The sequence below is a fragment of the Bacillus sp. 0909A genome (assembly GCF_036765115.1).
GTDB classification, from domain to species: Bacteria; Bacillota; Bacilli; order Bacillales; family Bacillaceae; genus Bacillus; species Bacillus mojavensis.
In genome coordinates, this window is sequence record NZ_JBAIZU010000002.1 from 821,168 (window position 1) to 839,871 (window position 18,704).

Below are 18,704 nucleotides of genomic sequence, written 5' to 3' on the forward strand. Positions count from 1 at the left end.
CTATATAACCTCATTTATGACACTAAATGGGTGATTTGATCACTTTGAAACGCGGTTTTTACATGTTCATGGCATGTAAAATAGAAAATCTGCCGTTCCCCTCCTGATAAAACAGAAAGCATCTCCAGCACGCGGTTCAGTCGTTTCTGATCGAAATGGACAAAGCTATCGTCGAGCTGGAAGGGCAGCATAGCCCCATCCTGACGAGTAACGGCCAGAGCGAAACGAATTGCTGTATACAGCTGTTCACACGTGCCCTGAGACAGCTCTTCCGCCTGAAACACCGTTCCAGCACTGTTCATGACCAGGATGGAATCATCTGTTTCGGAGAAATAAATTGATTGATAGCTGCCGTCAGTCAGCGGGCGGAAGAATTTCTCGGCTGTCTCCAAAAGACGCGGCAGACCGACTTTTTTATGCCGCTCCATTTTGTTTTTGATCACATGTCTGACCATTTGAATCGAAGCCCATTTTTTTGCAGATTCTTTCACACGCTCTTTTTGCATTTCAGTTTGCAATTTGAGGTCAGAGACCAATCCCGAAGCCTCTAACTGTTCCTGTTTGACCAAAAGCAATGCGATTTGAGCGCGCAGCTGTTTCAGCTCCTCATCGAGCCGTTCTTTTTTTTCATGTTCCTGCTGTCGTTTTTGCTCCAATTCAGAAAGAGTGCCGGAGTCTGCCAGATTAAGTTCTGCTGAGCTGACACCTTGAAGCTGTGCATTTACGTTATACAGCTTTGTGTCAATATCCTTCCATTTCTTGCTGATGTCGGCTATGGCGAAAAACTCATTTCTGTCTTTTGCTCCCGCTTCAGTGAATAATTGTTCGATCTGTGCGTGGAAATAACGTATTTCTTGCTCCAGCTCCAGCACCTGCTCTTCGTGAAATTGGATATCTTTATTCATTTCATTTTTTTGCTTCTCAATCTCTTTTTCGCGTTCCGCGTTTTTCCGCAGTTCGTGAAGGACATCAGCAACGGGGGTTTGAGAATCGATTTTGTCAGAATGCAGCATTCTGACGCGTTCCTCAAATGTCCGCCGAAGCTTTTGTAGTCTCCCGGCTTCGATCGTCAGCTCATGTTTTTTCTTCACTTCTTTTTGTACGTCCTTCATTACATTGTAAGCATCCAGTAAGAAGGAAGGGTCTTCCTTAAATCCGAGTTCATTCATGAATTGCTCAGCTTGGCTGAAGGAAGGAGCCATATCGGCCTCCCACTGTTCAAATTGCTCAATGATCCTTTCGTAAGCTGCCTCTTTTTGCTGAAGCTCTGCCCGCAACGATATAAGGTGCTGTTTATTGCGGTCATCCTCCCATAATGCTTCTCTAATCGCTTCGGCTTCTCGCGGAGAAATATCCGTCTCTGGCTCTTTCGTCTCCCTTACTTCTTCAGAAGACAGCGGCTTTCTGCCAGTTGTAAAGGCATACAGCACGAGTGCGGCGCCGATGCATATAGCTGGAATCCATTGCTTCAGCAGCAGAAAGAGAACCATGAAGAGAATGCCTGCTGCCATCACGGTCTTCTTTTGTTTCGCCTGCTGCCTTTCGAAGAACTTCAGCTGTTCCCTCAGTTTCATCTGCTCTTGATGCTGTCCCTGTGCTTCATCATATGCTTTAAGAACGGCTTCTTTTTCTTTTCTTTGGCTGTTTTCAAGGATGACGGAAGATATGTCACGAACTGCCCTTTCAGCATCTTCCAGCTCGCGCCTCGCCACTTCAAACACTTCATCAAGCTGTCTTTTTTTGTCTCTCGCCTGCACGTAATGCCGCACCGTCTGCTGGAGCTGCCATTCATAGTCATAGGACGTGTTCATATTCAGCAGTTCATTTTCATCTGTTTTATTTAGCTGCTCCAGCCCGGCCGCTGCCTGTGAAGAGGACTGGCGCAGCTGAGCCTGGATGGCGGCAAGCTGCTCCCCGTAGGATTGGTACATATGATACGCTGATGATAGCTCTGAGATAAGTGCTTCATTCGCCAATATGGCCTCATTTGGGTTAAGCTTTTGCAGCTGTTTGTCCAATTCTGCAAGCTTTACCCGAAGCGCCTCCAGCTGTGCGGATTTCGGATGAAGATGGGATTCATACTTTTCTAAACGATGTAATCCGTCAGCAGGGAATTGACCCGCGTGCTCCGGATATTGTTCAATCGCCTGTTCCAGCGCAGTTTTTTCGGTTAGCACCGGTTTCAGTTCAATGGCTCTTTCGATGTTTCGAATATGTTCCGCAGTCTCTTTCAGCTCTGTTTCAGCGGCTGCAAGACGGGATTCGAGCGTTCTTTTCTCCTCAAGAAGCTGATGATAGCCCGCCTCCTCTGTCTCAGCCTGTTTCAGCTTTGCTGCCAGCTGCTTCAGCGTTTCCAATTCCTGATTCAAATGAGGATTTCGGCCGTTTGGTTTAAAGAGCCTTTCGCTTTCCTTCGTCAGCCTTGAATCAAGCTTTGATACAGCCTCAGCGCCAAACAGGCTGGAAAACAGCAGGAATTCCCCGATCTTGTCCCGATTAAAGGCGTGTATTTCCTGCAATCCGAATACATCAAACGAGTAAATGGCTTTGTACAGCGCCCTGTCCGTGCCCTGGAACAGCTGCTTTAGAAAATCTTCCTGCTTTACTTCGCCGGATTCTGTGTACACCCTTACCTTCTCAGCGGCTCCTTTTGTCCGTTCAATCTTCATCACGCCGTATTCAGGGTGCTCAGCCTCAAGAACACCGCCATACACGCCGCCTGATTTCGGTTCATATTTTTTCGATTTCGGAAATCCAAACAGCATGCTTTCTATAAATGACATCATCGTCGTTTTTCCTGCCTCATTTAATCCATAGATTAATTGGACAGGCGAGGCGGAAAAGTGAAAGGTCCGGTTTGAAAATTTTCCGTATTGGTAGATATGTAATGATATGATTCGCATAGCTTTCACCGCCTCATGTCTCTAGCACCTTAAGCTGTCTTTTCAATAGAACCTGTGCCTGCTCTTTTATTTCCTTTGTCTCCTCTTGACTAAACCGGTCTGCGTGTCTCCTATATACCGGGTGCCGTTCAAGCCCTTCCAGCACGCCTGCCAGATCAGTCTGTTCAATGTCTTCCAACAGACCGCCAAAAAAAGGATCAAGGCTGTTAAGCTCTGCTTCATTTTCCATCTCATCTTCCAATGAAAGCGGCCATATAAAATTCTCCTCGTCCGCCTCTTGCTCCTGAAAGGCTTCAAGCAGCTCGTCCAGTGAACCTCTCGGCGCATCCAATAACCATTCTGGCGCGGTACCCTGTAATACGAGCTTCACACATGCAGGAGTCCCCTTTTTCCGCAGTTTTGAAAACGTGTCCTCGACAATTTGAAAGAGCGCGGTCATATTCTCTGCCGCTGACACATCAATTTCTGCTTTCTCCCATAGGACGTCATGCGCTTTCTTAAATTCATAGGACATATCTCCGCGCTCCACACGGACAAGATAAAAGCCTTTATCTCCTGTCTCCTTCATATGGCGCGCCTGAGGATTTCCCGGATATATCGCGGCTGGGTGCCCGGCAACAAGAACCTGGCGTTTGTGAATATGGCCAAGCGCCCAATAATCCATTCCGCTTTTCACAAGATCGTCCTGAGTAAACGGGCAATATGGATCGTGCCCTTCAGAGCCTGATAACGTGCCGTGGAGCATCCCGATATGAAAGGGCGCATCAGTTGATTTCCGGTAGCGGGCGGCTTGATTTTCCGTCACAGCTCTGGTCTGATAGCTGAAACCGTAAATGCTTGCTGCGCGCCTGCCATCCTTATAAAACGATTTTTCTTCAGGGACTTGGGATGTAAACATGTGAACATTCTCCGGCCATTCAATCGGTGCCCATTCTCCGCCGAGATGATCATGGTTCCCAAAAATCACATAGACTGAAATCCCGTACTCTCTAAGTCTATCGAACTGTTTTTTCAAAAAGAGCTGCGCCTTTAAACTTCGATTGGCCTCATCAAACAAATCCCCCGCCAGCAAAACGAAATCAACGTTCTCTGTGATTGCAGCGTCTATGATATGTCTCACGCTTGAAAACGTGCTTTCTTTGATCCGGTCAAAAATGGGTTGCGGCAGATGCGATATCCCGTAAAACGGGCTGTCGAGATGAAGATCTGCCGCATGAATAAAGGTTAGATCAGTCAACATTCTGCTCCTTTCCAGGATGGAGTACCCTTATTTTAGCACCGATTTCTTACGAATGCACGTTCTGTCAGAACGAATACAATCAAAAAACAGCCTGAGCATTCTCAGGCTGTTTTTTGATCAGTTTTTTGCCAAACGCAGCGCTTGTTTGATTGCTTTAAACGCGCTTGAGTTGCCGTAAATCAAGACGCCGCCTTTATAAATTCTGGCGCCAATGACGGCAAGTATGATAATGGTAAGCAGAGTTATCCCGATTCCGACAGCCGCCTGCCAAAACGGAATATCAAGCATGCCGACGCGCAAGAACATAATCATCGGCGTAAAGAACGGGATAAACGATGTGACCGTAATAAATCCTGCTTCAGGAGCGTTTAGTCCGAACATGGCAATCATAAAACCGGCAACCACCAAAAGCGTCATCGGTGTAATCGTTTGCTGCACGTCCTCTATTCTGCTGACGACGCTACCAAGAAACGCGGCCAGTGTCGCATATAAAAAGTAACCGAGCAAAAAGAAAATAACCGCATATATCACGGTGGAAACGGGAACGTCGGTCAGATTAAGAAAACCGCCGACAGATGAAGCCGTTTCGCTCGTTTTGTTCAGTTTCAGCGACAGATATCCTGCAGAAATAATGACAGCAAGCTGTGTTATTCCGACGAGCCCGATGCCTAACAGCTTTGCAAACATTTGCTGGATCGGCGGCATGCTTGAGATGAGGATTTCCATGACACGCGAAGATTTTTCGGTCGCAACCTCCATCGCAATCATGCTGGCATACATAATAACTGAGAAATAGATGACAAACAGCATAATGTAAACAAGCCCCATGGCCTGCCCCAGCTCTTCCTCAGACTTTGCACCCTCTTTCAGCGCCTCCTGCCCGACAGTGACAGGCGCATAGAGGCTGCTGATGGTTTCCTGCGAAACGCCGAGCTCCTCAGTTCCAACAGCAGTTTTTGTTTGCGTTAACGCCTGCTGCAGTGTTTGAACCGTGCTTTCATCCGAAATCGTTAACGCTTTGTACGTCCCTGAGACCGTCCCTTTTTCATCTCTTTTGATAATGAGCATGCCGTCAAGCGTTTCATCTTTGACCTGCTTTGTAACTTTTTCCTCTGATTGCTTAGACTGCTTCACATCAAGATCGCTGTCTGTATCGACTGCTTTCAGCTGCTTTGAGAAAATCGGATATAATTCGTTTGTTTCATCAATAACAGCAATTTTCTCTTTTGTATCTTCTCCTTGAAACATAGAAATGATCGATTCTAAATTAGTGACAGCCAAAACAAGCAAAACCGTGACGACAGTAGAAATAATAAAAGATTTTGCCATAATCTTATTTTTATATGTATGAGAAAGCATGATCAAAAATTTATTCATAGACGGCCCCCACCTTTTCTATAAAAATGTCATGGAGTGACGGCTCTTCAAGCTCAAACTTTCGAATAAATCCTTTTCCTTGGAGCATGGCGAAGATCTCTTGAGAGATGTCTTCATTGGCAATTTGGAGCTTTACGCCGCCGGCCGTTTCTTTCCATTGCGTAATGCCTTCGTGCCCCTGTAAAAAATGCAGATCGTCATCGGAATGTATGGTCACATTCTTTTTGCCGAATGAACGTTTAATTTCCTTCAGACTGCCTTGCACAACAGGCTTTCCTTTTTGCAAAATACAAAGGTGTTCACACAGCTCCTCGACATGCTCCATCCGATGGCTGGAAAATAAAATCGAGACACCGCTGTTTTTCAAAGAGATAACAGCCTCCTTCAACAGCTCGACATTGACAGGGTCCAGCCCGCTGAATGGTTCATCGAGAATCAGCAGCTCAGGCTTATGCAAAACCGACGAAATAAACTGGATTTTCTGCTGGTTTCCTTTTGAAAGCTCATCTACTTTTTTATTCTCGTATTCTGTTATATTGAAGCGTTCAAGCCATGTTCCGAGCTCTTTTACAGCCTCACCTTTCTCCATACCTTTTAATCTTGCCAGATAGACAAGCTGGTCCTTTACCTTCATTTTTGGATAAAGCCCGCGCTCTTCCGGCAAATACCCGATTTTGTTGCTCATACTGTAGTTGACGGGGCGTCCTTTCCAGCTGATCGTACCCTTCGTGATGCTTAATAAGCCGAGAATCATGCGAAAGGTCGTCGTTTTTCCCGCTCCGTTTGCGCCTAAGAGGCCAAACATTTGCTGTTCCGGGATTTCTAAATTCAATCCGTCAACCGCTTTATAATCTCCAAATGTCTTCGTTACGTGATCAATCGTCAGCACCGAATCTCCTCCTTCCTCGACCCATTATATACTATATCTGGTTAAAACATAATAAAGGATTTTGGTTTGCTTTTTTAGAATATAAATGGAGAAGGTACGATAAATGATAGAGTTGGAGGCGAAATATGATGGCGGAGTATTTTCTTACGGCTTTTGATCCTTCGGGAGAAACACTGATAAACGAGCGATTTGAGGCGGAAAACGAAGATGCGGCAAAAAAGCAGGGTGAAGCCCTGTTAAAGGAAAAAGAGCTTCATCATCATACCCATCGTTTAGTGAATGCAGCCGGAAAGCTGATTTTGTTTCAGAGATGATCAGCTTCCCGGCTGATCTGTTACGCTTGAAACTTTGGCTCCCGTTTCTCTAAAAACGCACGGATTCCTTCCTGGTGATCTTTTGTCCTCCTCATTCTCTCCTGGGCACTTCGTTCAAGAGCCAGCACCTTCTTCAATTCATCAATATGGAGGCTTTGAAAAATGGCTTTCGTCTCAATCATTGCCAGTAGAGGCGAGGCTAAAAGTGTTTCAACATAAGGTCTTGCCCCTTCCGCAGGCTCTCCGTTAAATGTACCATCCAAGAGACCCATGCCAGCTGCTTCTTCAGCGGATAGCTTTTTCCCGCTCCAAATCAGCTTTTTCGCTTTCGCTTCCCCAATCCTTTTTTTCAGCAAATAATGGCCCCCGCCATCAGGAACAAGTCCGATGCCGATAAAGTTCATTGCAAGTACGGCATTTTTCTCTGCAAGCACAATGTCAGCACAAAGTGCCAAACTCAGACCCAGTCCCGCGGCAGCGCCATGGACAGCGGCAATCGTCACTTTTTTCATTTCGTATAACGTTAAAGTGATAGCTTCGATCGTATCCATCAGCTGTCTAAATTGATCAGGATCATGATCAGAAGTCATCATCCGTATATCACCGCCTGCCGAAAAACCTTTTCCGGTACCTCTCAGGAGGACGATGAGCGCCTCGCTTTCAGAAACCTTTTCACACGCCTCCTTCAGCTCAAACAGCATTTGCTCATTCAAGGCGTGATGAGCATCAGGGCGATTCAGCACAATTTCTGCCACAGGCCCCTTCAGTTCATATTGAATATAATCCATATGAAACACCTCCATGTATACGCTTTCTTTTTTTCTTTCTCATATACATTCCCCGCCGTCCTTAAAGAAACCTTTTTTATTTTTCAAGGTCAATAGATACTGAAAAATGCATATCATTTGAATGGGAACATAAAGTTTTATATAGTGAAATGGAAGGGATATAGAATGAGAAAGGGGGAAGGTAACATGGATAAATTGCTGATCAGCTTTCTATTAAGCTTATTTATGGTGTACTTTCCCCCTTCTGACGTGGTCCTGCCCTCCCAGTTTGATGCAAGCACTGACAGCTATGTGCCAATGTCCTCATATCCAAAAGAATCACAATCAGCCAAAACGCCGTCACCGGGCAGTCTGCATCTGGCGGAGTTTATGAAAGAGTACAATCCATTGGCGCAGTCTATCAGAACGTTATCTGCCAAACCGCTTGATGATCCTCACATCAACAGGCTGGAAAGGGTTTGTGCCATCCCGATCAAATACCAGTCTAATTACCTCCGAATATGAATGGATACCGTTTTGTTTGTACCCTGTCATTATGCCAATACTACATTCGGAGGGATTCTCATTGAATATAAAAGAAAACGACCTGCCGGGAATCGGCAAAAAATTTGAAATTGAAACAAGAAACCGCGAAAAAATGACGATTATTATTCATGATGACGGAAGAAGAGAAATCTATCGGTTTGATGACCGAGATCCGGATGAGCTTCTTTCCAATATTTCATTGGATGATTCCGAAGCAAGGCAAATTGCCGCGATTTTAGGCGGCATGGTCTATAAGCCGCAGGCGCTGGAGTCCATTGAGATGGCGTTTAGCGACCTCATTATTGAGTGGTTTAAGGTGGAAAAAGGCGCGAAGTCAATCGGGCGCACCCTTGGCGAACTTGATGTCCGTCAAAACTATGATGTCACTGTCATCGCCATCATTAAACACAACCAGCAAAAGTTTTTAAATCCGGGTGCTGACTCGGTGATTGAAGAAGATGATACCCTTGTCCTCTCAGGTGAAAGACAGCATCTGAAAAAACTGACTCATGATTTTCTTTCTAGAGAGGGCGTGTGATCAGCGGATGGATCATCTTGTGTTTGAAGTCGGAACCGCGCTTGTGCTTGTCGCGATTGCCAGTGTCATCGCAAATAAAATTAAGTTTTCAATTATCCCGTTTCTCATTATTTTAGGGATGCTGCTAGGCCCTCATGCCCCTAAAGTCGGGATTATTGACCTCACGTTTATAGAGAGCAGTGAAATCATTGAGTTTTTCGGGCGGATGGGCGTGCTTTTCCTCCTTTTCTATCTCGGACTTGAATTCTCTGTCGGAAAGCTGATCAAGTCTGGAAAATCCATCGCAATTGGCGGATCAATTTATATCTTGATTAACTTCAGCCTTGGACTGCTTTATGGCTTTATCACCGGGTTTTCTTTCCTGGAAGTCCTCGTGCTGGCAGGCGTCATCACCATTTCTTCAAGCGCGATCGTCGCAAAAGTGCTGGTCGATTTAAAAAGAACGGCCAACCCGGAAACCGAACTGATTCTCGGCATTATTATGTTTGAGGATATTTTCCTTGCCGTGTATTTGTCTGTTGTTTCCGGCCTTGTGCTTGGAGACGCGACATCAGTCGGGAGTGCGCTTTTGTCCATTCTGATCGCATTTGGCTATATGCTGCTGTTTTTTATCGCAGCCAGAAAGCTCCCGCCGCTTTTGAATAAGCTGTTGGACATTCGCTCAAATGAAGTGTTTATTATCGTCATTTTTGCAGCGCTCTTTTTCATCGCCGGGTTTTCAGAGACAATTCATGTGGCAGAAGCCATCGGCGCGCTGCTGCTCGGTTTGGTCTTTTCAGAAACAGAGCATTCCGATCGGATTGAGCACCTTGTCGTTCCGTTTCGCGACTTTTTCGGCTCGATGTTCTTTTTCAGCTTCGGCCTCAGCATAGACCCTTTTTCACTTGGTGAAGCGGTTTGGCTGGCATTGGGTGCTGTGATCCTGACCATATTCGGAAACTTTATCGCCGGAATGGTGGCGGGACGCCGCGCAGGGCTTTCTCATAAAGCCTCATCAAATATCGGTCTTACGATCGTATCACGGGGAGAGTTTTCGATTATCGTCGCCAATCTCGGCATAGCCGGCGGCCTGTCAGCCACATTAAAGCCATTCGCCGCACTATATGTCCTTATTCTGGCGATTTTGGGGCCGTTATTAACAAAAGAATCAAAATGGATTTACCGCCAGCTGAACAAGGTGTTTAAATGGAAGCCGGACGTTCAGCCTGTGAAAAAACAGCGGGGATAAAAAAAAGCAGCACTGTGATCAGTGCTGCTTTGTCGTTCTCTCAAAAATCTGCTCTAAATATTTGATTTTTTCGTCCGTGTAATGCTCAAATCGGTCATTGTATGATTTCGGGTCTTTCGGATTGGCAAAGTGCGTGATTTTCCCTGTATCCGGATCAATAAATTTACTTGCCGCACCGCAGCCGATGCCGATAATCGTCTGGACTTCTTCCATAATCATAATGTTGTAGATGCTTTCCTGGCCCGGAATCGAATACCCGACGTTTTCCAGATTTCCAAGAATATTTTTCTGGCGATACAAATAATAAGGCACGTATCCATGCTCTTTCGTCCAAGCTACCGCATCATCCATCATTTGAGAAACCTCTTCTCTCCCGGCAACTTTGTATTTATGTTTATTTCTTGTCATTTCTGACGCCCGCTTAAAGGAAAGGGTGTGAACAGTCAGCGATTCCGGCATCAGTTTCCCGGTTTCTGAAAGGCTGTGTCTGAACTCCTTCACGCCTTCTCCAGGCAATCCGATAATTAAATCCATATTGATATTATTCATGCCATGCCGGCGTGACAGATGATATTTTTCAATGGTCTCTTCCACCGTATGATGACGGCCGATCGCCTTGAGCGTTTCGTTTTCATAGGATTGCGGGTTAATGCTGATCCGGTCAATATCATATTTGTTCAACACGGCAAGTTTTTCTTCAGTAATCGTGTCGGGGCGGCCGGCTTCCACAGTAATTTCACGTATGTTCTTCACATCCGGGAAGGAGCGGACCATTTCTTCATACAGAAGATCCATCTCTTCCGCTGTAATGCTGGTAGGCGTCCCGCCGCCGAAATAAATGGTTGTGACCTTGACGTCATGCTCCTTCAGCCATTCGCCGATTTTCTGCATTTCGTAATGCAGCCCCCACAAAAAAGAGCCGACTCTGCCTGCTTGTCCTTGGATGGCGTACGCAGGGAAGGTGCAATACGCACATTTGGTCGGGCAGAAAGGAATACCGATATAAATACTGACTTCTTCCTTTACTTGATACAAATCAGGCACCGCCGCCAGCTGCCGGTCGACAATTTGCTGCATCAATTCGATTTTCTCATCATGAATTAAATAGTCTTTTTTCAATTCTGCATGCGCCTGTTCCTTCGGCATCCCGCTTTGCAGCTTTTTATGAAGCAGCTTCGTCGGGCGGATTCCCGTGAGGATTCCCCACTTTTGCGTGATGCCCGTATGCGCTTGAAGAAGATTTAAGTAAACATAAGAAATTGTGTTTTTTACTTGTTTGAAAGCTTCTTTTTCATTCATATCAGGAGAAAAAGATTTCGTATGGTGTTCCTTAATTCCGGTTCCTTTCACTTCTCCTGAAACCGTCACATGCTCATCCGTTTGCGTGCACGCTAAAGAGATGACAAGATCCACCGGCTCCTCTCCGCCGTAGACAAGATCGCATTCCTCATAAAACAAATTTGCGATATTCTGCAGTGGCCGATGAAGGCGGTCATCGTGTATGCCTTCTATTTTCATTTGCAACTTCATCACCTAATTTATCAGATTCAAAACTTTCTTAAGTGTACAGAAATAAATAGCTAAAATCAATCCGGCAAAAAAGCCGCCGCACCTGTCTGGGCGCGAGCGGCTTTTTTATACGCGTTTCATGTGGAACTTATCGAGGAACCCTTTTCGCTGCTGCATACGGAAATATTCTTTCATCATATATGCGACGCCTTGCTCGTCATTTGACCTCGTGACCCAATCGGCCTTTCTCTTAATTTCCGGTGCAGCGTTCCCCATTGCTACCCCAAGGCCGGCAAGCTCAATCATCGGAAGATCGTCTTGCTGATGGCCGATAGCGACTACATCCTCCATCGCCAGTCCCAGTTCCGAAGCGACAAGTGCAAGACCCGCTTCCTTCGAAACTCCCTTTGGAACAATGTTCATTTTCTCATCGTTTACGCGAATCACGTCAACCGCCGGGAAGGCTTTTGTGATCGTTTCTGTAATGTCTTGCTGAATATCGTGTTCTGTATACACTTCGATGACGGGCGCACTAACCGGTTCATCCAACAGAAGATCGCTTAACGATTCAACAAACTGAACCGGGTAAAAGATGGGATCTGACGGGTGGATCAGCGCTTTCCCAAGCAAATTTGAATTGACCTTTTTCTTGTTTCCAATCGAATATTTCTCGTGGAGAAGCCTAATGTTGCATTGATAGCTCTCAAGCACTTGAACGATATTAAAAGTATGGTCGTCAGAAATTCTTTTTTCAAAAAAGGGCGCGTCTATTTTCTCAGCGATATAGGCGCCACTGTGGGTGATCAGCTTTGCATCAAGCTTCAGCGATTTTGCTATTTTCTGAGCTGAGCGAAAATGGCGGTTGGTGACAAGTGTGACGTAAATCCCTTTTTTCTTAACATATTCAATCGCATCTTTCGTCGCCTGATGAATTTTCCCGTTCGACCGAAGCAGCGCTCCATCTATGTTTAAGGCAAGCAATTGTTTTGACACAGAGATGTCCCCCTCCTTGATGACTGTACTTGTGTATAGGATATGACCCTGTCTCTGTGTTTAGAACAACCTTTTCTGCACAGCAAAAAAAGCCTGACTCAGCAGGCTTTATTTATGCAAACATGATAGGATACGATCGAAGCAGCCATTCTCCCTAATATCGTTATTTCGATTTACGAAAAATCATGTATTAGGAACCCCTTATTTGACCAATGATGCGCTCCGAACACTTACTCTCTGTTGCTTATCCCCTCTATATAACGGCATGATATGCGACCGTATCCATTTGAAATAGGTAAGTGTAGGCGCTTTCAATGTTATTATCGCAGTTTTCTCTGCAGAAGACAAGGGTTTTTTTAACTAAAAAAAGTAACCAATATCTGTGTAACTAAGGTAGCGCAGAATGTTAATTATTGGATATCGACACTTGAACAGGAACATATATTCGCATATAATAGAAACAATCAACTGAAAAGTGGTGGTCTGATGACTGTATTAAAAGAAATTTATAATCAAGACCTGATCTCTCAATTAATAGATACTGTAAAAGAAACCTATCCAGCGTTCAACAAAGACAGATTTGAGGAACTCTTAATGCAGGAAGAATGGCCTGCGCTCGCTTTAAAAGAACGCATGCGCCGCATTACCGTTTCTTTATACGAAACACTGCCGAAACATTACGGTGAAGCGCTTGCAGTATTATGGGATGCAGCTCCTCATTTTAAGGGACTCAGCGGAATCATTTTTCCTGATTATGTGGAACAGTATGGATTAGAGCATTGGGATGATTCAATGAAGGCGTTAGAATACTTTACACATTATTCTACTTCAGAATTTGCTGTGAGGCCTTTTTTGCTTTTAGATCAGGAAAAAATGATTGCGCAATTGCTGATATGGTCTAAGCATGAAAATGAGCACGTGAGAAGACTTGCGAGTGAAGGAAGCAGGCCCCGCCTTCCATGGGGAAAATCGATACCCGCTTTAAAATCGGACCCCTCCCCCGTGCTGCCGATCCTTGAGCAGCTGATGCAGGACGAGTCTTTGTATGTGAGAAAAAGTGTGGCCAACAACCTGAATGATATATCAAAAACACATCCTCACTTGCTGAAAAAAGTCGCTGAACAATGGTATGGAACACATCCTCATACAGACTGGATCATCAAACACGCTTACCGGACCTTGTTAAAAAAGGGCGATAAACAGGCTTTATCACTTTTTGGCTATCATGATGCTGATTCGATTCAACTGCAGGATTTAACGTGCGAGTCCAGCCGTATTTCTATTGGTGAAACCCTCAAGTTTACTTTTCACATTCATTCAGACAGGGATCAGAAAGTAAGAATTGAATACGCCATTGATTACGTAAAAGCCAGAGGCCAGCGTCATCGAAAGGTATTTAAAATAACAGAAACGAATATAGGAAAAAACGAAACAAAATCATATACCAAAACACAATCTTTTAAGGATTTATCTATAAGAAAACATTACAAAGGAATTCACACATTATCAGTGATTATTAATGGAGAGGTCAAAAAGTCGCTGGATTTTCAAATTTGCTGAACGAATAAAAAAAATCCCTTCTTATCCAGAAGGGATTTTGATTGATTAGCCTTCGACACTGCCGTAAAGCTCTTCTAAAGGCTTCATGATGATTTTGTTTAATTCGCCGATCAGCATACTCATACGCTGCTCCGCTTCCATCAGCTGAGAGATTTTTTCGTGCTGCTGCACAAGCGCAACAGTTTTTTGAGCCTGCTGCACTTCGTCTTCTGTAATTTCTTCTCCAGCCATTTGTTTTTGCTGAAGTCTCAGCTGCACATCACGGAAGTTTTCGAACATCCGTTTCGCAGACTCGTCTGCGTTGACTTCATCGTACAGGTTTTTTAAACGGGTAAACTCTTCGCTCCCGCGCAATGCATTTTCCAGATCATACGCTACATCATAAAAATTAACAGCCATTGTACATAGCTCCTTTCATCATTGCCAATTGACATACCCCTCCACTATAACAGACTATGGAGCTCCTTTCATTAATCGAAACCCGTTTCTTCTTAAAAAAGGATGACAAACAAAGCTTGAATCGCACCTATGATTCCGCCGAGAAGGCCGCCCAAATAGGTTATCATTTTAAATTCTTTTTTCGAAATCGACAGCACCATTTCTTCAAGACGCTGTACCGGGAACTGATCCACCTGCTCCTTTACAATTTCCTCGAGGCGCATTCGTTTTAATACACGTTCAAGATTGGTTGAAATCCCCTCAAGCAATTTGTCTAAAAGCGCTGGCAGGACACGATGGTTCAGATCATCTTTATAGCGGGCAGTAAGCGAGCCAATCGTATTTTCAAAAAACGGAGCAGTTGAAAATGCTTGAAGCACTCTTCGTTTCAAGCTAAAGATTAATACTTTTGCATTCCATTTTTCGTCCGCTTCATTAAATGTATACTCCTTCAGCTTGCCCCATTCGTTTTTCAGAAGATCAGAAAGCAGCTTATTCGTTTCCTCATTCCGCAAAAACTTCAGAAGCTCCGGCAGCACGCGATCAGCAAGGCTTGAATTGCCGAGAAACATTTGCACCATACTTCCAAGCATTCCGCGTTCTTTTAAGAAGTCATCAATCATATTGCCGAGACGGATTTTTCCTTCTTCACTTTCAAAATAATGAATGCTTCGCGATAAAATATAGCCTGAAATCATCGGTATCTTCTCTTCAAGCTTTTCCTGCACTTCCAATGGCAGTGCTTCTTTTAACGTTTGATGCTCATATCGGCGGAATAGTTCATTCAATTTATCATCCGTCCAGCGGCTGATCCAGGCATCTGCCGCTTCACCCGGATGCTTTACTCCAATTTTTTCAAGCGCTGCTTTTACTGTCATTTCAGATAATGACAGGTTCTGAATCAGCTGTTCTCCGACTTGCAGCGCCTGCTTTTTGGCTGAATCTGAGACAAGCCGCTTTTTAATACCCTCAGGCGTTAATAAGTGGTTTACCACCATCAGCCCCATTTGTTTCGCAAGCTCATCACGTCTTCTTGGAATCAATCCCGGAGTAAAAGGGACTCGTTTTCCAAACAAATAATATGCCTTATACGGCCTAAATAGCATTTGAATTGCTAAATGATTGGTCACCGCGCCGATAACTGCGCCGATCACGATCATAAATATAAAGGTTCCTGCAATACCCATTCCTGCTCATCTGCCTCCATCTGTGCTTTTACTTTTTCATAAATAGAATGACCTATTTGTATTATAGAGGTTGGTGTGATCACTTAGCAAACAAGGAGGCAAAACACAGTGCCATAAAATCAGCTTGTTTAACAGGAATAGGGCAAGATACTGAATCGTAATCTGTAAAGTAGAATACCGACAGCTGTGTTCCTGATGTTTTTTGAAGCGTTAAGCTGCTGACACCCGCCGGCAGCTTTTTAATAAAAGGGGGAGTCTCACCATGATAACACTCGGTTTTATGTCCTTAACCCGCCAGCATGAGCAGGATTTTTCCGCAGAATTGGCCGTAAGAGCGCCCGAATTCGGCATACGTTTGATCCGCTTTACACCGTTTGACATTTTGCCCGACACCCTGCGTGTCAAAGCGCTGGTTTATCACCCAGCGAGCAGCAATTGGAACGAAACAGAACTCGCGATTCCCGATTATATTTATGACCGCTGTTTTTATGGGAAGGATTCACAATCCCAAAAAGCAAAGCCGATCGTTGAATGGCTCAAAAAATATCCGAAAACCGAATTTATCGGGCGGGGTCTTCCTGATAAATGGACTGTGCTTCAAGATTTGCAGGAGCATTCTGTGATCAATCCTTACATTCCAGAAACCATGAAGGTGAGCCGATTTGAACAAATTCATTCGTATTTATTGAAAGAAAAAGCCTGTATTTTAAAGCCGGCGTTCGGTGCTGGCGGCAGAGGCGTGATACTTCTGGAGCTCGGCAAAAAAAACATAACCGCCACTTACCATATCGGAAAGGATAAACAGACAAAATCCTTTTCTAACCAAGCTTCTTTTAAAACCTGGTGCAAAAAAGTGCTTCAGCACCAATATTTGATACAGCCTTATTTAAATATCCAAGATAAGGAGCAATACCCTTGTGATATCCGGCTGTTTATGCAAAAAAATGAGGACGGTGAATGGCATACTGTTGGAAAGGCAGTGAGACGCGGATACAAAAATGGGCTGCTGGCCAATTTATCAGGCGGATCGGATACGCTTACATTTGATACATGGTTTGAAAATATTCCGAAAAAACAGCAGGTAGTTCTACTGGATGACGTATTCTCGATTACCCAATCGGTTCCTTATTATCTGGATGAGCGATACGGGCCGTTATTTGAACTTGGTCTGGATATATGCCTTGCGAAGGACGGGAGAATCTGGATCCTGGATATCAATTCTAAACCAGGCAGAAAATCAATACTTCATGTTTCCCCTGAGAAAAAAGAACATCTATTTACTTGTCCTCTTAAGCGGTGCAAGTATCTATTTTCGCTGCAAAACCAGAAAGGAGTCCTTCCGCGTGAATCATAAACGGTTTTTGATCGGCATAGACAAAAACAGTGAAAATACTCTGTTTCTGCCCTCCGCAATGAAGCAAGATGGCCTTTTGTCTGCCTCATTTGGAACGAAGGTTGTCAGATGCCATGTTACTTTCAGACGAAATCTCGAACAGACAGTGCTCCTCTCTGAAAATCTGTTTCACGAACTGTTGATACCGCACCGCAGCCGGGCTGATATTCTCATTCATGATCATTCGGTGCACATTGGTCCGTTAATCGGCATCTTCACCGCGGGGTTTACCGCCTCACTTGAGCGCCCTTTTAAGGATCGATCTCTCTTTTTTTCTAAACTGCTCACTTTGCATGAACAAACAGGAAGCTATTGCTTCGTGTTCGGCGCGCACCAAATCAATTGGCAGGAAGGAACGATTGAAGCGCTTCTATACAGGGAAAACGGCTGGGAGAAACACATTGTCCCGCTGCCGAACGTCGTGTATGACCGTTTGCCAAACAGAAAAATCGAGAATTCAATTGTCTTGCAGAATACAAAAAACCGGCTGATCAATGAATATCAAATTCCATGGTTCAACAAAACATTTTTTAACAAATGGGATGTTCATCAATTGCTGGAAAAAGACCCAAGAACGGCTCCTTTTTTACCAAAATCAATCCTTCATCCTACTGTTGAGCAGATTGAAGAGCTGAGTGATTCATTCGGCAAGGTTTATATAAAACCGGCGGACGGAGCACTCGGCACCGGGATTTATCAGCTCGCCAAAACGGAATCCGGTTTGACTGTGAAACATACGAATGATGCCAAATCTTTTTCTTCAATCGACTATCCCGATGCTTCCGCATTTTTGGATGAATTTCAAAAACAGCATGATCCCGCTGTCTTTCTCGTTCAGCAAGGGGTACATTTAATTGAATTTCAAGGAAAACCAGCCGATTTCCGTGTTCATACAAATAAAAACGGAAAAGGAAAATGGACTGTGACTGCCATCGCAGTAAAAATTTCAGGAGAAAACAGCATTACAACACACCTATCCAATGGCGGGGTAGTAAAAACACTGGCCGAAGTATACGATGATCCGACGGAACGAATACATGTCATTAAAAAGCTTTCTGCGGCGGCGCTGACCGCCAGCCAAGTGCTTCATGACCATATCGATGGGTTCGTTGGCGAGATCGGTTTTGATTTTGGCATTGATCAAAACGGTAAGATATGGATGTTTGAAGCGAATTCACGTCCGGGCCGCAGTATTTTTTCTCATCCGAATCTGCAATCTGTCGATTCTTTGACAAAACGAAGAAGCTTTGAATATGCGTCATATCTTTCGAAGATGGCGATTACCTCCCATGAATCGCTGTGGCCATCCTAATTTGCCCGCTTTATGTAAAAGCGGGCTTGAAGTTTATTCATCGCTGGGACAAGTCACATCATAAAGTCCCTTCAATGATGTTTTGCAACAATGATACAATGAATATAATTCGTCCGTATCCATGTCAATTGATATCAACTTCAAGGAGCGTGGCCCCTGATGATTTCTCATTTCAGCTGGAAACCTTTGTTTCAAAAAGAAAAACTGCCCGGATGGACCATTTCGTTTTACTATAAAGGCACGCATTATGAAGGCGTCTATCATAAAAACGGCGAGATTGAATGGGGAGGCTTGTTTCCCGCCCGTGCTGATGAGCCTGCACTCAAAAACGAGGTACATGAATTGATGCTTTTTCATATTTACGATTAGCTTAGCCTGAACGGCTAAGCTTTTTTTATGCTTCTCAAGATTTACCACTAAAATGCCCGCATGAGTTTCAGTCAAATCTAACATAATACGTAGTAACAAGCCGGCAAAGCATTGGGTTACGCCGAGACGGCAGTGACACCC

General features: G+C 44.5%; 17 protein-coding genes. 8 read left to right on the forward strand and 9 right to left on the reverse strand.

Annotated features, from left to right (window positions below; translation table 11 throughout):
* Positions 1 to 14 precede the first annotated feature (14 nt).
* The 4 genes from V6D42_RS09570 to V6D42_RS09585 form a co-directional block, all read right to left on the reverse strand.
* A complete protein-coding gene (locus tag V6D42_RS09570; protein ID WP_333513052.1) occupies positions 15 to 2,912 on the reverse strand; it encodes an ATP-binding protein in 2,898 nt (965 codons plus the stop codon).
* 4 nt (positions 2,913 to 2,916) lie between these two features.
* Positions 2,917 to 4,143, reverse strand: a complete 1,227-nt coding sequence (locus tag V6D42_RS09575; protein WP_333513053.1) for a metallophosphoesterase family protein — start codon at positions 4,141 to 4,143, stop codon at positions 2,917 to 2,919.
* A gap of 117 nt (positions 4,144 to 4,260) precedes the next feature.
* Positions 4,261 to 5,520: an ABC transporter permease gene (locus V6D42_RS09580; RefSeq protein ID WP_333513054.1), complete on the reverse strand. Its 1,260-nt coding sequence runs from the start codon at positions 5,518 to 5,520 to the stop codon at positions 4,261 to 4,263.
* A complete protein-coding gene (locus V6D42_RS09585; RefSeq protein WP_010333585.1) occupies positions 5,513 to 6,409 on the reverse strand; it encodes an ABC transporter ATP-binding protein in 897 nt (298 codons plus the stop codon). The genes V6D42_RS09580 and V6D42_RS09585 overlap by 8 nt, the downstream gene beginning before the upstream one ends.
* 128 nt (positions 6,410 to 6,537) lie before the next feature.
* On the opposite strand from V6D42_RS09585, the gene V6D42_RS09590 reads away from it, so the two are divergent.
* The gene (locus V6D42_RS09590) at positions 6,538 to 6,723 is read left to right on the forward strand and encodes a YhzD family protein (protein ID WP_010333584.1); all 186 of its coding nucleotides are present in this window, start codon (positions 6,538 to 6,540) and stop codon (positions 6,721 to 6,723) included.
* A gap of 20 nt (positions 6,724 to 6,743) precedes the next feature.
* Here the strand turns inward: V6D42_RS09590 and V6D42_RS09595 are convergent, their stop codons facing one another.
* Positions 6,744 to 7,511, reverse strand: a complete 768-nt coding sequence (locus tag V6D42_RS09595) for an enoyl-CoA hydratase (RefSeq protein ID WP_010333583.1) — start codon at positions 7,509 to 7,511, stop codon at positions 6,744 to 6,746.
* Between the two features lie 165 nt (positions 7,512 to 7,676).
* Here V6D42_RS09595 and V6D42_RS09600 point away from each other — a divergent pair, with 165 nt between their 5' ends.
* The 3 genes from V6D42_RS09600 to khtU all read left to right on the forward strand — a co-directional run bounded on the left by V6D42_RS09600 (position 7,677) and on the right by khtU (position 9,802).
* Positions 7,677 to 8,015 (forward strand): hypothetical protein, encoded by a 339-nt coding sequence (locus V6D42_RS09600; RefSeq protein ID WP_333513055.1) that lies wholly within the window; start codon positions 7,677 to 7,679, stop codon positions 8,013 to 8,015.
* A 61-nt stretch (positions 8,016 to 8,076) separates the two neighbouring features.
* Positions 8,077 to 8,574: a cation:proton antiporter regulatory subunit gene (locus tag V6D42_RS09605; RefSeq protein WP_333513056.1), complete on the forward strand. Its 498-nt coding sequence runs from the start codon at positions 8,077 to 8,079 to the stop codon at positions 8,572 to 8,574.
* Between the two features lie 7 nt (positions 8,575 to 8,581).
* Complete coding sequence (gene khtU / locus V6D42_RS09610) at positions 8,582 to 9,802, forward strand: K(+)/H(+) antiporter subunit KhtU (RefSeq protein WP_333513057.1); 1,221 nt, start codon at positions 8,582 to 8,584, stop codon at positions 9,800 to 9,802.
* An 18-nt stretch (positions 9,803 to 9,820) separates the two neighbouring features.
* Here khtU and V6D42_RS09615 read toward each other — a convergent pair whose 3' ends face one another.
* A complete protein-coding gene (locus V6D42_RS09615; protein WP_333513058.1) occupies positions 9,821 to 11,326 on the reverse strand; it encodes a coproporphyrinogen III oxidase in 1,506 nt (501 codons plus the stop codon).
* 111 nt (positions 11,327 to 11,437) lie between these two features.
* On the reverse strand, positions 11,438 to 12,304 hold the full coding sequence (locus V6D42_RS09620) for a Cof-type HAD-IIB family hydrolase (protein ID WP_333513059.1): 867 nt from the start codon (positions 12,302 to 12,304) through the stop codon (positions 11,438 to 11,440).
* Positions 12,305 to 12,790: 486 nt separating this feature from the next.
* Here V6D42_RS09620 and V6D42_RS09625 point away from each other — a divergent pair, with 486 nt between their 5' ends.
* On the forward strand, positions 12,791 to 13,864 hold the full coding sequence (locus V6D42_RS09625; RefSeq protein ID WP_333513060.1) for a DNA alkylation repair protein: 1,074 nt from the start codon (positions 12,791 to 12,793) through the stop codon (positions 13,862 to 13,864).
* 45 nt (positions 13,865 to 13,909) lie between these two features.
* On the opposite strand, the gene V6D42_RS09630 is transcribed toward V6D42_RS09625, so the two are convergent.
* A complete protein-coding gene (locus tag V6D42_RS09630; protein WP_010333576.1) occupies positions 13,910 to 14,263 on the reverse strand; it encodes a YlbF family regulator in 354 nt (117 codons plus the stop codon).
* Positions 14,264 to 14,355: 92 nt separating this feature from the next.
* A complete protein-coding gene (locus tag V6D42_RS09635) occupies positions 14,356 to 15,489 on the reverse strand; it encodes a DUF445 domain-containing protein (protein ID WP_333513061.1) in 1,134 nt (377 codons plus the stop codon).
* A gap of 262 nt (positions 15,490 to 15,751) precedes the next feature.
* Between V6D42_RS09635 and V6D42_RS09640 the strand changes: the two genes are divergently transcribed.
* From V6D42_RS09640 to V6D42_RS09650, 3 genes are all read left to right on the forward strand, one after another.
* Positions 15,752 to 16,843 (forward strand): YheC/YheD family endospore coat-associated protein, encoded by a 1,092-nt coding sequence (locus V6D42_RS09640; RefSeq protein WP_010333574.1) that lies wholly within the window; start codon positions 15,752 to 15,754, stop codon positions 16,841 to 16,843.
* Positions 16,833 to 18,194, forward strand: a complete 1,362-nt coding sequence (locus V6D42_RS09645) for a YheC/YheD family endospore coat-associated protein (RefSeq protein WP_333513062.1) — start codon at positions 16,833 to 16,835, stop codon at positions 18,192 to 18,194. The genes V6D42_RS09640 and V6D42_RS09645 overlap by 11 nt, the downstream gene beginning before the upstream one ends.
* A gap of 159 nt (positions 18,195 to 18,353) precedes the next feature.
* Positions 18,354 to 18,563, forward strand: a complete 210-nt coding sequence (locus V6D42_RS09650; RefSeq protein WP_326201540.1) for a YheE family protein — start codon at positions 18,354 to 18,356, stop codon at positions 18,561 to 18,563.
* Positions 18,564 to 18,704 lie beyond the last annotated feature (141 nt).

What these genes read in the sequence shown, in the direction of transcription:
- V6D42_RS09575 (WP_333513053.1), bottom strand. Translation starts at nt 4,143, where the DNA reads ATGTTGACTGATCTAACCTTTATTCATGCGGCAGATCTTCATCTCGAC.
- V6D42_RS09580 (WP_333513054.1), bottom strand. Translation starts at nt 5,520, where the DNA reads ATGAATAAATTTTTGATCATGCTTTCTCATACATATAAAAATAAGATT.
- V6D42_RS09590 (WP_010333584.1), top strand. Translation starts at nt 6,538, where the DNA reads ATGGCGGAGTATTTTCTTACGGCTTTTGATCCTTCGGGAGAAACACTG.
- V6D42_RS09595 (WP_010333583.1), bottom strand. Translation starts at nt 7,511, where the DNA reads ATGGATTATATTCAATATGAACTGAAGGGGCCTGTGGCAGAAATTGTG.
- V6D42_RS09600 (WP_333513055.1), top strand. Translation starts at nt 7,677, where the DNA reads ATGAGAAAGGGGGAAGGTAACATGGATAAATTGCTGATCAGCTTTCTA.
- khtU (WP_333513057.1), top strand. Translation starts at nt 8,582, where the DNA reads ATGGATCATCTTGTGTTTGAAGTCGGAACCGCGCTTGTGCTTGTCGCG.
- V6D42_RS09625 (WP_333513060.1), top strand. Translation starts at nt 12,791, where the DNA reads ATGACTGTATTAAAAGAAATTTATAATCAAGACCTGATCTCTCAATTA.
- V6D42_RS09630 (WP_010333576.1), bottom strand. Translation starts at nt 14,263, where the DNA reads ATGGCTGTTAATTTTTATGATGTAGCGTATGATCTGGAAAATGCATTG.
- V6D42_RS09635 (WP_333513061.1), bottom strand. Translation starts at nt 15,489, where the DNA reads ATGGGTATTGCAGGAACCTTTATATTTATGATCGTGATCGGCGCAGTT.
- V6D42_RS09640 (WP_010333574.1), top strand. Translation starts at nt 15,752, where the DNA reads ATGATAACACTCGGTTTTATGTCCTTAACCCGCCAGCATGAGCAGGAT.
- V6D42_RS09650 (WP_326201540.1), top strand. Translation starts at nt 18,354, where the DNA reads ATGATTTCTCATTTCAGCTGGAAACCTTTGTTTCAAAAAGAAAAACTG.